General features: G+C 74.1%; 16 protein-coding genes. 9 read left to right on the top strand and 7 right to left on the bottom strand.

The genetic code is table 11. The annotated features are described in order from the left end of the window. Nucleotides 1–244: 244 nt before the first annotated feature. Together AB0O28_RS22340 and AB0O28_RS22335 are read left to right on the top strand one after the other, a co-directional pair. Nucleotides 245–2,356: a RecQ family ATP-dependent DNA helicase gene (locus tag AB0O28_RS22340; RefSeq protein WP_363643060.1), complete on the top strand. Its 2,112-nt coding sequence runs from the start codon at nt 245–247 to the stop codon at nt 2,354–2,356. A 181-nt stretch (nt 2,357–2,537) separates the two neighbouring features. Continuing rightward, nucleotides 2,538–3,116: a hypothetical protein gene (locus tag AB0O28_RS22335; protein WP_363643058.1), complete on the top strand. Its 579-nt coding sequence runs from the start codon at nt 2,538–2,540 to the stop codon at nt 3,114–3,116. 73 nt (nt 3,117–3,189) lie between these two features. Here AB0O28_RS22335 and AB0O28_RS22330 read toward each other — a convergent pair whose 3' ends face one another. Beyond that, complete coding sequence (locus AB0O28_RS22330) at nt 3,190–4,083, bottom strand: sugar kinase (RefSeq protein ID WP_363643056.1); 894 nt, start codon at nt 4,081–4,083, stop codon at nt 3,190–3,192. 278 nt (nt 4,084–4,361) lie between these two features. On the opposite strand from AB0O28_RS22330, the gene AB0O28_RS22325 reads away from it, so the two are divergent. From AB0O28_RS22325 to AB0O28_RS22300, 6 genes are all read left to right on the top strand, one after another. After that, complete coding sequence (locus AB0O28_RS22325; protein WP_363643054.1) at nt 4,362–6,986, top strand: GNAT family N-acetyltransferase; 2,625 nt, start codon at nt 4,362–4,364, stop codon at nt 6,984–6,986. A 139-nt stretch (nt 6,987–7,125) separates the two neighbouring features. After that, on the top strand, nt 7,126–7,716 hold the full coding sequence (locus tag AB0O28_RS22320; protein WP_363643052.1) for a DUF5998 family protein: 591 nt from the start codon (nt 7,126–7,128) through the stop codon (nt 7,714–7,716). 27 nt (nt 7,717–7,743) lie between these two features. Beyond that, complete coding sequence (locus AB0O28_RS22315) at nt 7,744–8,982, top strand: nucleotide pyrophosphatase/phosphodiesterase family protein (protein ID WP_363643050.1); 1,239 nt, start codon at nt 7,744–7,746, stop codon at nt 8,980–8,982. A 100-nt stretch (nt 8,983–9,082) separates the two neighbouring features. After that, nucleotides 9,083–10,276, top strand: coding sequence for an MFS transporter (locus AB0O28_RS22310; protein ID WP_363643048.1), 1,194 nt, complete (start codon nt 9,083–9,085; stop codon nt 10,274–10,276). Nucleotides 10,277–10,318: 42 nt separating this feature from the next. Beyond that, nucleotides 10,319–10,906, top strand: a complete 588-nt coding sequence (locus AB0O28_RS22305) for a hydrolase (protein WP_363643046.1) — start codon at nt 10,319–10,321, stop codon at nt 10,904–10,906. Nucleotides 10,907–10,980: 74 nt separating this feature from the next. Continuing rightward, nucleotides 10,981–11,793 (top strand): sulfurtransferase, encoded by an 813-nt coding sequence (locus AB0O28_RS22300; RefSeq protein WP_363643044.1) that lies wholly within the window; start codon nt 10,981–10,983, stop codon nt 11,791–11,793. 29 nt (nt 11,794–11,822) lie between these two features. Here the strand turns inward: AB0O28_RS22300 and AB0O28_RS22295 are convergent, their stop codons facing one another. Genes AB0O28_RS22295 through AB0O28_RS22280 form a run of 4 tightly spaced genes read right to left on the bottom strand, consistent with a single transcriptional unit; the run spans nt 11,823 to nt 16,755 of the window. Next, complete coding sequence (locus tag AB0O28_RS22295) at nt 11,823–14,714, bottom strand: CHAT domain-containing tetratricopeptide repeat protein (protein WP_363643042.1); 2,892 nt, start codon at nt 14,712–14,714, stop codon at nt 11,823–11,825. Beyond that, nucleotides 14,711–15,169 (bottom strand): hypothetical protein, encoded by a 459-nt coding sequence (locus AB0O28_RS22290; protein ID WP_363643040.1) that lies wholly within the window; start codon nt 15,167–15,169, stop codon nt 14,711–14,713. Before AB0O28_RS22290 ends, AB0O28_RS22295 begins: the two co-directional genes overlap by 4 nt. Further along, nucleotides 15,166–15,690 (bottom strand): sigma-70 family RNA polymerase sigma factor, encoded by a 525-nt coding sequence (locus AB0O28_RS22285; protein WP_363643038.1) that lies wholly within the window; start codon nt 15,688–15,690, stop codon nt 15,166–15,168. Before AB0O28_RS22285 ends, AB0O28_RS22290 begins: the two co-directional genes overlap by 4 nt. 45 nt (nt 15,691–15,735) lie before the next feature. After that, nucleotides 15,736–16,755, bottom strand: a complete 1,020-nt coding sequence (locus AB0O28_RS22280) for a S8/S53 family peptidase (RefSeq protein WP_363643036.1) — start codon at nt 16,753–16,755, stop codon at nt 15,736–15,738. Nucleotides 16,756–16,947: 192 nt separating this feature from the next. Here AB0O28_RS22280 and AB0O28_RS22275 point away from each other — a divergent pair, with 192 nt between their 5' ends. After that, on the top strand, nt 16,948–17,445 hold the full coding sequence (locus AB0O28_RS22275) for a DUF3145 domain-containing protein (RefSeq protein ID WP_179155579.1): 498 nt from the start codon (nt 16,948–16,950) through the stop codon (nt 17,443–17,445). 39 nt (nt 17,446–17,484) lie between these two features. Here the strand turns inward: AB0O28_RS22275 and AB0O28_RS22270 are convergent, their stop codons facing one another. Further along, entirely contained in the window at nt 17,485–17,859 is a 375-nt protein-coding gene (locus AB0O28_RS22270) for an aldo/keto reductase (protein ID WP_363643034.1), read from the bottom strand. 110 nt (nt 17,860–17,969) lie between these two features. Next, on the bottom strand, nt 17,970–19,391 hold the full coding sequence (locus AB0O28_RS22265; RefSeq protein WP_363643032.1) for a carboxyl transferase domain-containing protein: 1,422 nt from the start codon (nt 19,389–19,391) through the stop codon (nt 17,970–17,972). Nucleotides 19,392–19,405 lie beyond the last annotated feature (14 nt).

The following is a 19,405-nucleotide window of genomic DNA, read 5'->3' as shown; positions in this document are numbered from 1 at the left end:
GAGGGGACGGCCGCTCGCCCGTCGTCCGCGCCTTCGCGGGGCCGCAGTGGTAGATGCGGACGCCCGGCGGATTGTTACAGCGGGAACGGAGAATTCCGGGCAGCCGTATGGCCGAGGGGATGGGCGCCGCCGCGTGCGCGCGGGATCCCTCGCGTGCCGATGCCTTCACGGTGGGCCCGTCCCCGGTCCACGGGCCGACCGGCCGAGGCCGCGAACGTCGGCGTGACCTGATACGAATGACGGGATGAGTGAAGAAGAGGAGACGTTGCGGGATGAGGCCGAGGCCCGGCTGCGGGCGCTCGCCGGCGATCACGCGCGGCTGCGCGACGACCAGTGGGCCGCCATCAAGGCCCTGGTGATGGACCGCAGGCGGGCCCTCGTGGTGCAGCGCACCGGCTGGGGAAAGTCGGCGGTCTACTTCATCGCGACCGCGCTGCTGCGCGAGCTGGGCGAGGGGCCCACGGTCATCGTCTCCCCGCTCCTGGCGCTGATGCGCAACCAGATCGCCGCGGCCGAGCGGGCCGGCATCCACGCCGAGACGATCAACTCGGCCAACCCCGAAGAGTGGGAGAAGGTCTACGGCCAGGTCGCCGAGGGTGCCGTCGACGTGCTGCTGGTCAGTCCCGAGCGGCTGAACAACCCCGACTTCCGCGACAACGTGCTGCCCGAGCTGGCCGGCAGCGCGGGGCTCCTGGTGATCGACGAGGCCCACTGCATCTCCGACTGGGGCCACGATTTCCGGCCCGACTACCGCAGGCTCCGCACCTTGCTGGCCGAGCTGCCGCCGGGCATCCCCGTGCTGGCGACGACGGCCACGGCGAACGCCCGGGTCACCCGCGACGTCGCCGAGCAGCTCGCCGTCACCCAGGAATGGGACGAACTGCCCGGCGGCGAGGTGTTCGTCCTGCGCGGCCCGCTTGAGCGCGAGAGCCTCCACCTGAGCGTCGTACGGCTGGGCGGAGCGGACCAGCGGCTCGCATGGCTGGCCAGGACCCTGCACGAGCTGCCGGGCTCCGGCATCGTCTACACGCTGACCGTCGCCGCGGCCCAGGAGATCGCCGCGTACCTGCGCGAGCAGGGCCACACGGTCGCGGCGTACACCGGGCAGACGGAGCCGGCCGACCGGCTGGCGGCCGAGGAGGACCTGCTCGGCAACCGGGTCAAGGCGCTGGTGGCGACCTCGGCGCTGGGCATGGGCTTCGACAAGCCCGACCTGGGTTTCGTGATCCATGTGGGCGCGCCCGCCTCGCCCGTGGCGTACTACCAGCAGGTGGGCCGGGCCGGACGCGGTGTGGAGCGGGCCGAGGTCGTCCTGCTGCCCGGCCCCGAGGACCGGGAGATCTGGGCCTACTTCGCCTCGCTCGCCTTCCCGCCGGAGGGCGTGGTCAGGGCGACGCTGGAGGCGCTGTCGGAGGGGGGCGTGCTGTCCACCGCCGCACTCGAGACCAGGGTCGACCTCAGCCGGAGCCGGCTGGAGATGATGCTCAAGGTGCTCGACGTGGACGGCGCCGTACGCCGGGTCAAGGGCGGCTGGGAGGCCACCGGCGAGCCGTGGAGCTACGACGCCGAGCGCTACGCCCGGGTCGCCGCCGAGCGCCGGGCGGAGCAGGAGGCGATGCTCGGATACATCGCGACGACCGAGTGCCGGGAGCAGTACCTGCGCCGCCATCTCGACGACGAGTCGGCGACGCCGTGCGGCCGGTGTGACAACTGCACCGGTGCCCACCGTGCCGCCGAGGTGCCGGAGGAGGCCGTCCGGGCCGCCCGGCAGCGGCTGGCACGCCCGGGTGTCGAGATCGATCCACGTCGCCAGTGGCCCACCGGCCTGCCGGATCTGAAGGGGCGGATCAAGCCGGAGCTGTGCGCCGAGCCGGGCCGCGCGCTCGGCCGCCTGACCGACATCGGCTGGGGCACCCGGCTGCGCGAGCTGTTCGCGGCCGGCGACGGGCCGGTCCCCGACGACGTGTTCGCGGCCGTGGTCGAGGTGCTGAAGTCGTGGGGGTGGGAGCGGCGCCCGGTCGCGGTCGTCGCGGTGCCGTCGGCCACGCACCCGGTGCTGGTGGGCACGCTCACCGAGCGGCTCGCCCGGGTGGGCCGCCTGGAACACCTGGGGGCGCTCGGCTATCGGGCCGGAGCCCCGGCGGCCAGGCACAACAGCGCGCAGCGGGTGACGGCCATCCGGGCGACGCTGGCGACGCCGCGCGACGTCGCGGCGCGGATCGCCGCCGTGGACGGGCCGGTGCTCCTCGTGGACGACCGCGTGGACACGGGCTGGACGATGGCCCTGGCCGCCGCCCAGGTCCGTCACGCCGGGGCCCCCGCCGTGCTGCCCCTGGTCCTGGCCGTCACGAACTGACCGCATCTCACCCGGCCCCGGCCGTCACCGGCTGACCGCCTCCGGCCTCCCGCCTGCGCCCCAGCCCCGCCCCTGAGAGGTGGGGTGGTGAGAGCCGAGGCCGGGCTCGGGGACGGGCCGGGGTGAGGTCAGGGTGATCACCCCATCCCCGGGAACCGGGCTGATCGCCAAACTTGTCGCCATGAGATCACTTGTTGCGGCTCCGGTCCTGTTCGGCGCGTACGGCGTCGCACGCGTTCTCGACGGACTCGACGGCAGCCGGGGGCCCGGCCTGGCCTGGACTGTCGGGCATCTGTGCTTCCTGGCCGGTCTGGCCCTTTTTGTGCCGATCTTTGGGCGGCTCCGTAGCCTGGCCGGCGGTGGTGCGACGGCCACCGTGGGCTATGTGATCGGCCTCGTCGGCGCGCTCGCGCTGACCGCGCAGTTCACGATCGACGTCGTGGTCGGCTTCCTGTCCGCCGACCACGACGCGATGAGCCCGCGCTTCGACGCCGTCAAGGCGATCCCGGGCGTCGAGCCCGTCGTGTACGGCGTGGTGCCGCTGCTGTTCTACGTCGGCCTGCTGATGCTGGTGGCCCAGCTCGCGCTGCAGCGGCGGGTGCCGTGGTGGAGCCCGGTGCTGGTGCTGGTGCAGGCGGTGGTCCCGCTGGCCACCAAGGATCTGATTCCGGTGGGTGCGGTGCTGCTCCTGGTGGCCTTCGCGCCGCTGATGCGCACACGTCCCGTGCGGCCGGGCGCACTCGCCCAAGGAGCGCTCTGACTCACGACGCCCCGCCGGTCACGCCCGTGATCCCCGGGGGAACGCGGGCGTCCGGCGTTCCAGGCGTACGCGATCAGAGGCGGGGACGGGCGCCGAGGTTGGAGATGCACTTGGCGGCGAGGGCGTTGCCCGCCGCCAGCGCCTCGGCGGACGGCTTGCCGTCCAGCCAGACGGGCAGGAACCCGGCGGTGAAGGCGTCACCGGCGCCGGTGCCGTCCACCACGCGGTCGACGACCTCGGCGGGAGACCGGACAGGCTCCGGACGATTGTTGGAGAACCAGAGCGAGCCCTCGGCGTTCAGCTTGATCACGACCTGCGGGAACCAGGCGGTCAGCACTTTGGCCGCCGAGGCGGGATCGTCCCTGCCGGTGAGCACCTTGGCCTGGTCGCCGTTGGCGAACAGCAGCTTGGCTCCGTCGGTCCACTCCAGGAACGGCTCGGCGCCGGTCCGCTCCAGCGGGGCGGCGGAGGCGCAGTCCACGGAGATCGACATGCCGGCCCGGCGGGCCATGTCGAGCGCGGCGAGGCCGGCGTCGCGCGACCCCTCGTTGATCAGCGTGTAGCCCGACACGTGCAGGTGACCGCCGGCGGTGAACAGGTCGCGCGGCAGGTCCTCGGGGGACAGCGCGGCGTTGGCGCCGGGGTCGGACAGCATGGTCCGCTCGCCCTTGTGGGTGACGAGCACGACACAGGTTCCGGTCGGCCGCTCGGGATCCATGACGAGCCGGGCGTCCACGCCGTACCCCATGAGCTCCATGTCGCGGTTGCGGCCGGTGATGTCGGCGCCGCGGCGTCCGATGAAGGCGACCTCGGAGCCCTCCACGGCGAGCCAGGAGGCGACGTTGGCGCCGGAGCCGCCACCGTGCATGGTCACGACGGCCGGGGTGTCGCTCGCCCTGGCAAGAGGGAACTTCGCGCGGGCGACCGCGTCCGTCATGAGATCGCCCACCACGACGACCCGCGTCATGATGTCACCACCTTGCCAACTGCTTGTGGAGGTGAGCCATGCCCTAGGAGGGGCGGCGTCCTCTCCGTGCTGTGAGGCTGACGTCCAGAAACCTAACAGCTTCCAGGGGCGTCGTGGGGTGGAGAGCGGTCAGACGGGCGCAGTCGATGCACAAGCGTTGCCCAACTTGCCGCGTCTGGGCTGGTAGATCCTCTATAAGCGCGTCCAAAAAGAGGGTCAGGTCAGTCGTAAGGAATCTCTCAATACAGGCCAAGCCGGACACCGCTAGCCTCGATTGCGTGCACCCTCAGTACCCCGCCCACTGGGAGGCGGACGTCGTGCTGTCCGACGGCGGCACCGCGCACGTCCGCCCGATCAGGCCGGACGACGCCGACATGCTGCGTTCGTTCTACTCGCGCCTGTCCGCGGAGTCCATCTACTTCCGGTACTTCGGGCCGCGGCCGCGGCTGACCGATAAGGACGTGGTCTGGTTCACGAACGTCGACTACGACAACCGGGTCGCCCTCATCGCCACGATCGGCACGGAGATGGTCGCGGTCGTACGGTACGACCGGGTGCGGCCGCGCGACCACGCCGAGGTGGCCTTCCTGGTGGAGGACGCCCACCAGGGCAGGGGCGTGGCCTCGGTGCTGATGGAGCACCTGCGGGCCGCCGCGCGCGAGCGCGGGATCAAGACGTTCATCGCGGACGTGCTGCCGGGCAACCACCGGATGATGGGCCTGTTCCGCCAGGCCGGCTACACGGCGCAGAGCCAGTTCGAGGACGGTGTCGTGCGCATGACGCTCGACCTGTCCAGCACCGAGACCGCGCTGGAGGTCAGGCTCGCCCGCGAACACCGCGCCGAGGCGCGCTCGATCGCCCGCCTGCTGACGCCGGAGTCGGTCGCGGTCATCGGCGCGAGCCGCGAACCAGGCGGAATCGGTCAGACTGTCCTGCGCAACCTGCTCGCCGCCGACTTCACCGGCCCCGTCTACCCCGTCCACCGGCACGTACGGGCCGTGGCCGGCGTGCGGGCCTACCGCAACGTGTCGGCGATCGACGGCGAGGTGGACCTGGCCGTGCTGGCGGTCCCCGCGGAGGGCGTGCTCGAACTGGTCGAGGAGTGCGCGGAGAAGGGCGTGAAGGGCCTGGTCGTGGTCTCCTCCGGGTTCGGGGAGACCGGGCCCGAGGGCCTCGCCCGCCAGGAGGAGCTGGTCCGCATCGCCCGGGCGTACGGCATGCGGGTGGTGGGCCCCAACTGCCTGGGCATCGCCAACACCGACCCCGCCGTACGGCTCAACGCGACGCTCGCGGCGACCCTGCCGGGGCGGGGGAGGGTCGGGTTCTTCAGCCAGTCGGGCGCGCTCGGCACCGCCCTGCTGCAGCGGGTGGCGCAGCGCGGCATGGGCATCTCGACGTTCGTCTCGGCCGGGAACCGCGCCGACGTGTCCGGCAACGACCTCCTCCAATACTGGGAGGAGGACCCGGCGACCGACGTGATCCTGCTCTACCTGGAGTCCATCGGGAACCCGCGCAAGTTCACCCGGCTGGCCCGGCGGATCTCCCGGTCCAAGCCGATCGTCGTGGTCAAGTCGCGTGGCGTCCCCGGCGGGCACCGCGCGCCCGTGCTCGCGCTGCCCGACACCGCGCTGAGTTCGCTGTTCGCCCAGGCGGGGGTCATCCGCGTGGACGACCTGGTCCAGCTCTTCGACGTCGCCCAGCTCCTGGCGCACCAGCCGCTGCCGGCCGGGCCGCGGGTGGGCGTGGTCGGCAACTCCGACGCGCTCACGCTGCTGGCGGAGGAGGCGTGCGCCGGCGCCGGCCTGGAGCCGAGCCCGCCGGTGAACCTCGGCGCCCGTGCCGGCGCCGCCGAGTTCGCCGACGCGCTGCGGAGCGTCCTGCCCGAGGTGGACGCCGCCGTCGCCATCTACATGCCGCCGGTTCCCGGCGACTGCCGCGAGGTGGCCGAGGCGCTGCTGGAGGCCGCGCGGGAGTCGGGCAAGCCGGTGCTCGCCACTTTCGAGGGGCAGCTCGGCATGCCGTCCGAGCTCCGCGTGCCGGGCGGGCCTGGCGACGAGTCCCCCGGCCCGGGGTCGATCCCGTCGTACCCCGCCCCGGAGGAGGCGGTCCGCGCGCTGGCCCACGTGGTGCGGTACGCCCGCTGGCGCCAGCAGCCGCCGGGCACGATCCCGTCCGTGGAGGGGATCGACACGGCGGCGGCGCGGGAGATCATCGCCGCCGCGCTGCTCGACGGCGAGGAGCGGGAGATCGACGCGACCGCGCTGCTGGCCTGCTACGGCATCGAGGTGTGGCCGTCGCACGTGGCCGCGGACGCCGACGAGGCCGTCGCCGTCGCCGAGCGGATCGGCTGGCCCGTGGTGGTCAAGTCGGCCGATCCGGAGGACGCCCGCCGCGCCGGCACCGTGCGCATCGGTCTCACCGAGCCGGCCGGGGTCCGGCAGGCGTACGCGGACCTCGCCGCCCTGCTCGGACCGAAGACGCCGCTCGCGGTGCAGCGCATGGCGCCGCAGCCCTCGGTGCCGACCGTCGTCGGCGTGATCCAGGACCGCTCCTTCGGCGGGGTCGTCACGTTCGGACTCGGCGAGGTCACCGCCCGGCTGCTCGGCGACCAGGCCCACCGCCTCGCGCCGCTCACCGCCGAGGACGCGGCGGGGCTGGTGCGGTCGGTGCGCGCCGCGCCGCTGCTGTTCGGCGAGTACGGCTACCAGGCGGTGGCCGTCGAGGCGCTGGAGGAACTGCTGGTGCGGGCGGGACTGCTGGCCGACGCCCTGCCCGAGGTCGCCAGGATGGACCTCGACCAGGTCTTGGTGGGCGCGGCGGGAGTGGCCGTGCTGGGCGCGCGGGCCGTGCTGCGGCCGGTCACCGCGCTGCGTCCCGACGTCGGGCCCCGCCGTCTGAGCTGATCGGCGCCGTCCGAGCTGATCGGTGCCGCCTGAAGTGATCGGTGCCGTCTGAAGTGATCGGGCCGCCGCCGCGATGCGGGCGGAAAACCGGGCCGACCGGGGTGTGAAAGAGGTGTCCCTTACAGGGCAGGATGGACCCATGAGGGAAACCCGAGTCTCCGCCGCGGGCTTGCGCGAGGCCATAGATCGCAGCGGCTACTACCCGGATCTGGTGGCCGACGCCGTCGACTCCGCGCTCGGCAACGAGGCGGTCACGGCGTACGTCGTGCATCACGAGGCCACGTTCGATCCGGCGATGGAGGTGCGCAGGCACGTCACGGTCCTGGTCCTTTCGCCCACCCGGCTGCTGGTCTGCCACACCGACGAGCACCCGCCCGCCGAGGGCATGCCCGCGTCGCACGCCTCCACCACCACCGAGGCGGTACGGCTCAGTCGTATCCAGTCGGTCGCCGTGACCAGGGTCGTGCCCGACCCCGCGGCGTACGTGCCCGGCGTCCCCCCGACGGAGGTCACCCTGACGATCGGATGGGGCGCGATCTCCCACGTCGATCTCGAACCGGCGACCTGCGGCGACGAGAACTGCGAGGCCGATCACGGCTACACCGGCGCGATCACGGCCGACGACCTGTCCCTGCGGGTCAGCGAGGCGGCCGACGGCCCCGAGGCCGTCACGCACGTGCTGGCGTTCGCCAAGGCGCTGTCGGAGGCCACCGCCAAGACGGCGAGCTGAGCCTTGTCCCGTGTTCCCGTGGATCTCGTGAGATCCGCGGGAAACGCCCCGACCGTCCCCCTCGACCCGCCGGGAGGTGACGTGATCGACCCCCGGCCCCCTGCGACGTCCGCCGTGACGCCCCCGGGGACGCCCTCCGGGGCGCTCTCGGGGGAGTCGGTGCCGTACGTGCCCGCGTACGGCACCGCCTCGCTGGCCGATCTGCCGGGCTCCCTGCTCGCCTCCCTCGGGCTTCCGACCGGCAACACGCTGGCGCTGGAGCCGGCCCCGCGGGTGTGCCTGTTCCTCGTGGACGGACTCGGGGCCGAGCTCCTGGCCGCCCATCCGGGCGCCGCGCCGTTCCTGTCGGCCCACCTGCGGGGGACGCTCACAGCGGGCTTCCCCTCCTCGACCCCGATCAGCCTGGCCACCCTGGGCACCGGCGCCCCTCCCGGGGAGCACGGCATGGTCGGCATCCAGATGGCCGTCCCTGGGGAGGGGCGGCTGTTCAACTGCCTGCGCTGGACGGCCCCCGGCCTGTCGATCGACCCGGACGTGTGGCAGCCCGCGCCGACCGTCTACGAGCGCATGGCGGCGGCGGGGATCGAGCCCGTCTACGTGGCGCCCGCCGCGTTCGACGGCACAGGACTGACCCGCGCCGTCTACCGGGGCATGCGCCACCGGGCGGCCGAGAGCCCCGGCGAGCGCGTTGAGGCCGTACGGCAGGCGCTGCGCGAGACCACGTTCGTGACCGTCTACTACGGCGGGGTCGACAGCGTGGGGCACTTCAGCGGGTGGGGCGGCGGCGAATGGCTCGAGGAGGTCGCCGTCGTGGACCGCATGGCCGAGCGCATCGCGGCAACGCTGCCGCCGGGTGCGGTCCTGTACGTCACGGCCGACCACGGCATGGTCAACGCCTTCGACAAGGTCGACGTGGACCGCGACCCCGGCCTGCGGGAGGGTGTGCTCATGCTGGGCGGCGACGCCCGCGCCCGCCACGTCTACACCCCTCAGGGAGCCGCCGCGGACGTGCTGGACACCTGGCGGGAGGTCCTGCGCGGGCGCGCCTGGGTGGTCACCCGGGAGGAGGCCGTCTCCGCGGGCTGGTTCGGCCGGCGGGTCCGCCGCGAGTGGCTCGGCCGCATCGGCGACGTGGTGGCCGTGCCGTACGGCGAATGCGTGATCGTGGCCTCGGCCGAGGATCCGGTGGAGTCGTCCATGATCGGCTACCACGGCTCGCTGACCCCCGCCGAGCAGAACGTCCCGCTTGTGGAGATCCGTCGCTGACGCTCGCGCGGATCCAGGTGATGCCCGCCGCTGATCTCCATGTCCTCTGATCGGCAGTTTGGACTGCTCAGTTTGAGGTGTACAGTCCGAACTGCCCTTTTTGCCGCGATCGGTCGGGCAGCCGGTCATCGGACGGCTGGTGGACACCTTCCGCCCGCGGCCGCTGTACCTGGCCGGCGCGGCGCTCGTCGGCGTCGCCGGGCTGCTGGGCGTGCTTGCCCCCAGCCTGGGCGTCCTGATCGTGTCCCGGGTCCTGCTCGGGATCGGCACCTCCGCCGCCTACCCCGCCTCGATGTTCCTGCTGCGGGCCGAGGCCGACCGCACCGGCATGCGAAGTCCCAGCGGGATCCTGGCGGCGCTGTCGATCTCCAACCAGGTCATCGCGGTCATCGGGCCGACCCTGGGCGGTCTGCTCATCGGCGCGGGCGGCTGGCATCTCATCTTCGCCGTCAACGTGCCGCTCTCGGCCGCCTGCCTCGTCCTCGGCGCGCGGCGGCTGCCCCGACGCGTCACGACCTCCTCCGGGGCCGCCGGCGGGGGACTGGACGTGATCGGCATGGCGCTGTTCGCCTGCACGCTCACGGCGTTCATGACGTTCCTGATGAACCCGTCGTGGGGGCTCTGGTGGCTGCCGGTGGTCGTCGCGATCGCCGGGACCTGCTTCGCCGTACGGGAACTGCGGGCGGCGCATCCGTTCCTCGACCTGCGGGTGCTGGGCGGCAACCTGCCGTTGCTGGCCACGTACGGCAGGCAGTGGCTGGCCTACACGACCTCCTACGCATTCATGTACGGGTTCCCCCAGTGGCTGCAGGACGGCCGGTCGCTCACCCCCTCGGCCGCCGGGCTGCTGCTCCTGCCCATGTCGGCGATGGGCGTCGCCGTGACCGCCCTCACCGGCCGCCGCGCCGAGGTGCGCGGCAAGCTCGCCGGGGGCGCCGCGGCGCAGATCGGCGCGTGCGCCGCGCTGCTGACGGCCGGCTCCGGCAGCCCGATGTGGATGCTGGCGCTGATCGGCGCGTTCGTCGGCATCGCGCAGGGCCTCACCGGGCTGGCCAACCAGAACGCGTTGTACGCGCAGGCCGACCCGGCCCGCACGGGCTCCTCCGCCGGGCTGCTGCGCACATTCGGATATCTCGGCGCGCTGAGCGCCTCGGCCGCCGACGCGGCGTTCTACCGGCACGGCGCCACCATGCCCGGGCTGCACGGCCTGAGCCTGCTCCTGCTGGGCGTCTCGGTCCTGTTGCTGCTCGGCACTCTCGTCGACCGGTCGCTCCGCCGCGTCGGCCGCACCTGACCACTCCTGCCCGCACATCCCGACAGACAAAGGGAGATCCCCATGCCCGTCACCACGCTCGACCCCAGGACCGCGCTCGTCGTCATCGATCTGCAGAAGGGCGTGCTGGCCGCCCCCGGCAGGCCGTACTCGGCGGCGGACGTGCTCGCCCGGACGGTCCGGCTCGCCGAGGCCTTCCGCGCGCGCGACCTGCCGGTCGTCCTCGTCCGCGTCACCGCCGCGGCCGAGGGCTCGGACGCCGTCCCGGGACGCACCGACCTGTCGCGCCCCGGGCGCGCCTGGCCCGACGGCTGGGACGAGATCGCCGACGACCTGGCCGGACATCCGCGCGACATCGTCGTCACCAAGCGCAACTGGTCGGCCTTCTACGGCACCGACCTGGACCTGCACCTGCGCCGGCGGGGCGTCACCCAGATCGTGCTGACCGGAGTGGCCACGAGCATCGGCGTCGAGTCCACCGCCCGCGCCGCCCACGAGCACGGTTATCACGTCACGCTGGCGACGGACGCCATGACCGACCTCGACCCCGAGGCGCACCGCCACAGCGTCGAGAAGATCTTCCCGCGCCTCGGCGAGACCGGCACCACCGCCGACATCCTCGACCTGCTCGCCGCGTTCGCGGCGTCCTGAGGCGCGTGAAGCCCGGCGGCTTGGCACAATGGCTGCGGCACCGTCCGACAGGGATTCGAAGGCGAGGGGATGGCATGAGCCCGCTGATCACTCCCGAGGAGCTCGCCGCGATCGGCGACGCCGCGATCCTGGACGTCCGCTGGCGGCTGGGCGGACCGCCCGGTGCCGAGGCGTACCGCGAGGGCCACATCCCCGGCGCGGTCTTCTGCGACCTCAACGCCGATCTCGCGGCCCCGGCCGGGACCGCGGGACGGCATCCGCTGCCCGCGCCGGAGGCGTTCCAGGAGGCGATGCGCCGCCTGGGCGTGTCCGAGGGCCGGCCGGTGGTCGTCTACGACGAGGCCGACTCGACGGCGGCGGCGAGGGCGTGGTGGACGCTGCGCTACTTCGGCCACGGCGACGTGCGCGTGCTCGACGGCGGGCTGCGGGCCTGGACCCGGGCCGGGCTCCCGGTGACCAAGGAGGAGGGGCACGTCCCGCCGGGCGACTTCACCGCGCGGCCGGGCGGGATGCCCGTGCTCGACGCCGATGAGGCCGCCGCGCTGGCGGCCGACGGCGTGCTGCTCGACGCCAGGGCGGCCGAGCGCTACCGGGGTGAGGTGGAGCCGATCGACCCGGTCGCCGGCCACATCCCGAGCGCGGTCAGCGCCCCGACCACTGAGAACGTCGAGCCCGGCGGGCGGTTCCACGCCAGGGACTTCCTCCGCGAGCGCTTCAACAGCCTCGGGGCGGTCGAGGGCGTGCCCGTCGGCGCATACTGCGGGTCGGGGGTCACGGCCGCTCACGAGGTGCTCGCGCTGGAGATCGCCGGGCTGCCGGCCGCCCTGTACGTCGGGTCATGGTCCAACTGGGTCGCCGACCCCGCCAGGCCCGTCGCGACCGGCTGACCCCGCCGCTTCGCCCGGGGAGTAAATCGTCAGCCCGCGACAAAGGGCGTGTCGCCGGCGCCGAAGCAGACGAAGCCCGGCACGGCCGTCTTCGCGGACGCCCGGGCCAGCGCGTCGGCGGGGGAGCGGCCCTCGGCCAGCAGCGTGTGGAAGAGCGTCATGAGCGCCAGTGCCTCCTCGTCGCGCACCGGCAGCACACCGGCCACCACGCACGCGGTGTCCCCGTTGCGGGCGGCGCTGTCGAGGAAGGCCCCGGCGAGGCCCAGTGCCGCGCCGTCCACCGGGGCGTGGGCCATGCCGGCGTCACAGGCCGACAGCACGACGAGGCGGGGAATCCGCCGCGCGGTCAGCAGGTCGTAAGCCATGAGCGGCGCGTCGTCGAGCGTGATCCGCGACAGCATGGGCCCGCGCGGGCTGAACATCCCGTGGGCGGCGACGTGGAGCACGTCGGCCCGCTCCAGCGCGCGGAGCACCTCCGCCCTGGTGGCGCGAACGCGCCGCGCCCGCCCGTACGCGGCGGCGACCATGTCGGCCTCGGCCGCGGCGTGATCGAGCCCCGGTCCGGCGAGCGACAGCACCAGAGGTGCGCCGGCCGGGCCCGGGCGCGGGGCGAGCCACGCGGCGGCGTCGGCCGCCACCGACACCGGCCTGCCGTGCAGCGACGGAAGCAGCGGCCAAGGCAGCGTGCACAGCGCCCCGGTGGGCACGATCGTCACCGGCCCGCCGGCCGGGCATCCCGCTGATTCGAGGGTTCCGGGGCCGGACAGGAGAACGCGGTCGAGCGCGGACAGCTCGCGGGCGACCCCCTCGTCCGCCGGGCAGGAAAGGCCGTCCGTGTCGCGCGGGGTGTCGTCGCGAGGGGTGTCTCGCAGCGCCCGGCGGCGCAGGCCGTACCTGATCCGCACGGTCGCCTCCACCGCCGCCTGGTAGGAGCCGAGCCTCCGCAGCGCGCAGCCCCCCGGGCCGGCCGTGACGGCGAACAGGTCGTCGCCGCGCCGCACCAGCTCCACCAGGAGCCCGGACCCGGCGGGCAGGGCGCCGGGCAGAGTTCCGGGCAGAGTTCCGGGCGGGCGACAGGGCGCGGGATCGGGGAGGCGGAACGAGGCGGCCGCGGCGCCGCGCACGACCGCCCGCCATCGCTCGGCCCATTCGAGCACCGTCCGCGCGTCGCCCGTCCGCCGGGCCCGGTCGACGGCGACCTCCAGGCCGAACACGGCGAGATCCTCGGCCGGCCGCGCCGCGTGCACCCGCAGCTCCGCGTCCCGCGCCACGTCGCGGTCGCGGGAACCGGCCGAGTCGCGGGAACCGGCCGAGTCGCGGGAACCGGTTGAGTCGCGGGGCCCGGCGTCGCCGCCCGGAATGTGCACGGTCTCGATGCCCCGTGCCGCGGCCGCCAGGGCCCGGTCGAGGTCCCCGTCCAGGCGGTGCCGCATCGCCGTCGCGTGCCAGCGTACAAGTGGGCGGGTGGCGGTCGCGGCGACGCGGTCGAGCTGCGGGCGGGCGTGCGTGATCGCGCCCAGGCGTACGGCCGCCGCCGCGGCGGTGAGCCGCAGCGCCGCCGACGCGCCGGGCCAGCCGCACGCCGCCAGGTCGTCGGCGCACGTGATCAAGCCGGTGACGAGGTCGTCGGCCGCCGTCGGGTCCTGTGTGCCGGTGGGCGGGCCCTCGGCCTCCGCCGTCTCCTGCCCGAGAATGACCGGAGCCTCGGCCGCCGGGTCGAATGCGTGCACGGGCGGGGCTGCGGCGCGTGCGGCCGCCGGGTCGCATGCGTGCGGGGGCAGGGGTGCGGGGGCCTCCGCGAGGCGGGCTCGCAGGACGACCTCCCTGGCCAGGGGCAGCCAGGCCGTCCTGCCCTGCGCGTCCAGCTCCGCGAGCGCCGTGCGCGCCGTCGTCTCGGCAAGCGGGGCGTCCCCGGCGAGGAGCGCGGCCTGGGCGAGCAGCAGCCGCGCGCCGGGGACCGCCGCCTGCGCCCCGGACGCCACCAGCTCGGGAACGGCCTGTTCGAGCAGCGTGCGCGCCTCTCCGGGGAGCCGTGCGGCCACCAGCGCCTCGGCGAAGTCCGTGCGCATCGCGGCGAGCCGTTCCGGGAAGCCGAACAACGTGGTCTCGGCCGCGCGGTAGCGCGCGAAGGCGGCGGCGATGTCACCGCGCCGGGCCGCCACGAACGGCAGGTTGCCCTCCGCCAGCATCGCGACGTGGTCCAGGCCCGCCGATCTCGCGACCCGGGCGCACTCCGCCAGGTCGGCCTCGGCCTCCTCGTACCGCTCAAGGTAGGTGTGGGCGAGGCCGCGGTTCAGCAGCCCGCCCGCCCGGAAGCGGGGATCGTCGTCCAGCAGGCCGACCGCCCGGTCGCAGTGCCGTACGGCCTCCTCGTGCCGTCCCAGCAGGATCAGGGCGACCGACCGCTGCACACCGAGCCTGGCCAGGTCGGTTCCCGCGAGATCCCGTTCGGCGAGATCGGCGAGGCGCAGCCCGCCCTCCGGGTCGCCGAGCTGGGCCCGGACCGTGACGAGCGACATCCGGGCCTGCGCCACCCGGAGCGGAAAGCTCCGCCCCGCCGCGATCGCCTCCTCCAGCCGTTCCCGGGCGAGCTCCAGGTCGCCCAGCTCGCGGGCCGCCAGCGCCGCCGCGCGCAGCGCCACCGACGCCGCCTCGCCGTACGCGCCCGCGGGCTCCGGCCGCCCGGCCGGGTCCAGTACGGCTCTCGCCTCCACGAGGGCCAGCCGGGGGTCGGTCGCGGAGAGCCGCACGGCGGCCTCGGCCCGGTCCAGCAGGCACACGCCCAGCGGAGTTTCCGGAGCAGTCCGCACCACATCGGCGGCCGGGTCCGGCGAGGGGCCGGGCTCCGATCCCGGGCGAGCCGTATCGGGCGGGCCGGGGCGCTCGCCGGGGGCCGGATGAGGTGTGTCCTGCCCCGTCATGGGCGTACGTGGACCCAGCGGGTGAAGACGGGCGGGTGACCGGGCCGGTGGCAGACCACGCTGACCCACCCGGGCGGCAGGCCGGCCACCGCGAAGTGACCGCTGGCCGAGGGGGCCCGGACCTTGCCGATGTGGGGGGTGCGCACCTCGATCCGGGCGTCCGGCCCGGGGGCGGGGGACACCTGTCCGGCCACCTCCATGCGTTCGCCGACGACGGCCGTCTCGATGTCGATGACCAGGCCGCCCGCGCTGAAGCGGCGGACGCCGGTCTGCGCCGTCCCGGTGTCGGGGCGGGAACGGGCCCCAGGCGGCACGGTGACGTCGACCGGCCCGGCCGGCACGCCTCCCGGCACGCGCAGGCCGAAGACCGCCCGGGCGGCGGCCGACACGCCCTCCGGCACCGGATCGGCGCCCGCCCCCATGCGCAGGGCCGCCAGCAGGTATTCCTCCCTCATCGGACCTCCTCCTCCACGAGAGCGCGCAGGCGGGCCATGCAGCGGGCCCTGGTGGGGCCGATGCTGCCGACCGGCAGGTCGAGCCGGACCGCTATCTGGGCGTACCGCGCCTCGGGGTGGAGCACGTAGAGGCGGATGAGCGACCGGCACGGCTCGCCGAGCAGGTCGAGCCTGCGCCACACCCGCCTGCCGAAGTCGGCGTCCACGACCGCGGCCGTCGGATCGGGCAGCGCGGTGTCCGGCAGGTCGAGGTCCGCGACGATCTCCCCGCGCGCCCTGCGGCCGACCCGCGCGGCCTCGTGCCGCGTCGTGGTGACGAGCCACGCGCCGATCCGTTCGGGGTCGCGGATGGCGTCCGCGTTCTCCACGAGCCGCAGCCAGGCGCCCTGCACGGCGTCGGCCGCGTCGGCGGTGCTCAGCCCGAACGCCCGGGCGACCGCCCACATCCTGCCGTCGAACCGGGCGACCAGGTCCTCCCAGGTGGCCTGGTCGATGATGGTGAAGGAGTCGTCTGCCGACATATGTCACTCTGTGTGCTCGAGGAGAAGCTCATTGTGACAGAAACCTTACCGATCTCCACTGTTCACGACCACCCCGAGATCCGCCACCCGCCGGCCGCCGCCGAGCAGGCGTCGTACGGCCCGGTCGGGCGGGACGTCCCGGCACAGGCGGGCGAGAGCGCCGGTGACGACGGCGGCGGCGAACGACGTGCCGCTCCACGTCGCGTAGCCGCGGAAGTCTCCGTGGTCCAGAAAGCTGCTGGTCAGGCCGACGCCCGGAGCCCAGACGTCCACCCACGGGCCGTACGCGGAGAAACCGGCCCTGGCGTCTCCGTCGAGTGCGCCGACCGCGACGACTCCGGACATCGCCGCGGGCCAGAAGGGACGCGGCGACGCGGTGTTGCCCGCGCACGCGACGACGGCGGGAAAACCGGTCAGCGCCTCGGCCAGCCCGAGGGGCGGCGCGTCGTCGAAGGTGTGGCCGCCGAAGGAGAGGTTGACCACGTCGGCGCGCTCACCGCGCAGCACGGCGAGCGCGCGCAGCAGCGCCGCCTCGTCGCACACGCCCTCGCTGTCGAGGAGGCGCAGGGCGCGCAGCCGGACCCCGGGCGCGTGCCGCAGGATCAGTCCGGCGACGAAGGTCCCGTGCCCGGCCTGCCGGTCGCGCACACCGTCGCCGTCCGCGTCGGGTGTCTCGGCGATGTCATCGCTGTACCACCGCGTCAGCCACGGATGCGGCGCCAGTCCGGTGTCGACGACCGCCACGGTGACGTCGCACGGCTCACCCGGCTCGTACGGCGGCGCCGCCGCGGGCGCGGGCGGCCCGCCGGGCCCGCCGAAGAACAGCGGCTGGCCCGTCAGCACGTGGTTGGGGGAGGCCGGATGCCCGCGGTCGCGGAGGGTGGCCGTCAGATCGATCACGTCGGTGCCCGGCGGCAGCCGTACGCGGTGGACGTGACCGGCCCCGGGAAGCGGTTCGGCGGCCAGGGCCCAGCGGGCGACGGCGGCGGGGGAGGAGGTCAGGAGTTCGTCCGGCCGGATGAGAACGGGCCGTCCTGGGAGGGGTTCGACGAGCCGGCTGCGCATGGGGAGGCCTTTCCGCGATGGTTACGGAACGCGTCCTTCCCGATTCGGTTGGTCGCCAAGCACCAATCGGTATGACCCCCCTCTGGTGCCGGGCTGCGACGGACGGTAGTCTCTCCTACAGTCATCTAACCGTGATCATCCCAAGTATGAGGCCGTTGGGGAAGGCGCACCTCATGCGAATTGGGAGGTCCGGTGGCTGCTGCTCGTGGCGTCCTGTACGTCCACTCGGCTCAGCCTGCGCTGTGCCCGCACATCGAGTGGGCCGTCGCAGGCGTTCTTGGCGTGCCCGTCGACCTGACGTGGACCGCCCAGCCCGCCGCGCCCGGGACCCTGCGGGCCCAGGCCGAGTGGGAGGGGCGTCCCGGCACGGCGGCGGCGATCACGTCATCGCTCATGGGCTGGCAGCGCATCCGCTTCGAGATAACCGAGGACGCCTCGCCGGGCGTCGACGGCTCCCGGCACGCCTACACGCCGACGCTGGGCGCCTTCACTGCGGTCGTCGGCGCGAACGGCGACATCCTGATCCCCGAGGACCGGCTACGCAACGTCATGCTCATGGCGGCGCAGGGCCGGGTGGTCCTGGAGGAGGAACTCGACCGCCTGCTCGGCAAGCAGTGGGACGAGGAGCTGGAGTCGTTCCGGTACGCGGGTGAGGGAGCGCCAGTCCGCTGGCTGCACGCGGCCGTCTGATGCACCGGGGCCGCCTGGCGCTCCCGGGCCGGTGACGCCTCAGGCGAGCGTGTCCAGCAGTGCGATGTCCTCGGGGGACAGGCGCAGCCGGGCCGCGGCCATGTTCTCCTCCAGGTGCGCGAGCGAGGAGGTGCCGGGAATGGCCAGGGTGACCGGAGAGCGGCCGAGCAGCCAGGCGAGCGCCACCTGGGCGCGGGTCGCGCCGTACCGGCCGGCGACCTCGTCGAGCACGGCCAGCCGCTCGGCCGAGGGGGCCATACCGGGCGGGGCCTGCGACAGATCCAGGTCGGGGCGGAGCATGCCGGCGGCGAGCGGGAAATAGGCGGTGAACGCGATGCCGTCCGCTTCGCACGCGGCCAGGACGTCCGCGCCCGACCGGTCGAACAGGTGGAACCGGTTCTGCACCGCCGCCACGGGCGCGATTCAAGTACTTGTCGTCCAGCGTCAAGTATTTGGATGTCCGCTTTGGGGGAACGCGAAAGCGCCGGCCCCCGGGTGCGGGGACCGGCGCTTCCTGAGCGTCGTCAGAGCGGGATGTTGCCGTGAGCGCCGCGGGCCGGGGTGGCCTGGGCGAGCACCCGGGCGATCGCGCCGCGCGTCTTGGCCGGCTCGATCACCTCGTCGATCACGCCGAGGTCGAGGGCGCGCTGGAGGCCGCCCGCCGTCTTCTCGTGCTCCTCGGCCAGCCGGGCCTCGAGCGCGGAGCGCTCCTCCTCGGGGGCGGCGGCGAGCTCGCGCCGCTTGAGGATGCGCACCGCCGCGACCGCGCCCATGACCGCCACCTCGATGTTCGGCCAGGCGAACACGCGGGTCGCGCCGAGCGAGCGGGAGTTCATCGCGATGTACGCCCCGCCGTACGCCTTGCGGGTGATCAGTGTGACGCGGGGCACGGACGCCTCGGCGAACGCGTGCAGCAGCTTCGCGCCGCGCCGTACGATTCCGTCGTGCTCCTGGCCGACTCCGGGGAGGTAGCCGGGCACGTCCACGAGCACCACCAGCGGCACTCCGAAGGCATCGCACATCCGGACGAACCGGGCGGCCTTCTCCGCCGAGGTGGAGTCGAGGCAGCCGCCGAGCCGCATGGGGTTGTTGGCGATGACGCCGACCGTGCGGCCGCCGAGTCGGCCCAGGGTGGTGACGATGTTCGGCGCCCACTTGGGGTGCAGCTCCACACCGGGCTCGTCGAGCAGCCCGTTGACGAGCGGGCGCACGTCGTAGGCGCGGCGGGGGTTGTCGGGGAGCAGGCTGCCGAAGTCGACCTCGTCCACCTCGCCGCGCACCCGGCCCTGGTGGCCGAGCAGGCACGCGAGCTGACGGGCCCGCAGCATCGCCTCGGGCTCGTCCTTGGTGACGACGTGGACGACGCCGCTGCGCTTGCTGTGCGGCTCCGGCCCGCCGAGCGAGGCCATGTCGGTCTCCTCGCCGGTCACGCTGCGCACGACGTCCGGCCCGGTGACGAAGATGCGGCCGTTGTCGGCGAGGATCACGATGTCGGTCAGGGCGGGGCCGTACGCACCGCCGCCGGCCACCGGGCCGACCACGACGGAGATCTGGGGGACCAGGCCCGACGCCTTGGTCATGGCGGTGAACACCCGGCCCACGGCGTGCAGCGACTCCACACCCTCGGCCAGGCGGGCGCCGCCGGAGTGCCAGAGGCCGATGATCGGCACCCGTTCGCGCACGGCCACGTCATAGGCGTGGACGATGTGCTCGCAGCCCTCCGCGCCCATCGCGCCGCCCTGGAGGCGGGCGTCGCTGCAGAACGCCACGACGGGCACACCCTCGACGCGCCCGGCCACCGCACGCACGCCGCTCTTGTCCTCGGGGGTGATCGGCCGGATCGAGCCCTCGTCCAGCAGGTGGCCGAGGCGCACCAAGGGGTCACGATTGTCGACGGCGGCCGCTTCGGCGGCGTCGGCCACCGTCCTGCTGTCCAGCACTGTCATTCGAGACTCCCTTG

The organism is Microbispora sp. NPDC088329, assembly GCF_040685655.1.
GTDB lineage: Bacteria > Actinomycetota > Actinomycetes > Streptosporangiales > Streptosporangiaceae > Microbispora.
The sequence above is the reverse complement of the archived record's forward strand: the minus strand, read 5'-3'. Positions and strand labels throughout refer to the sequence as shown.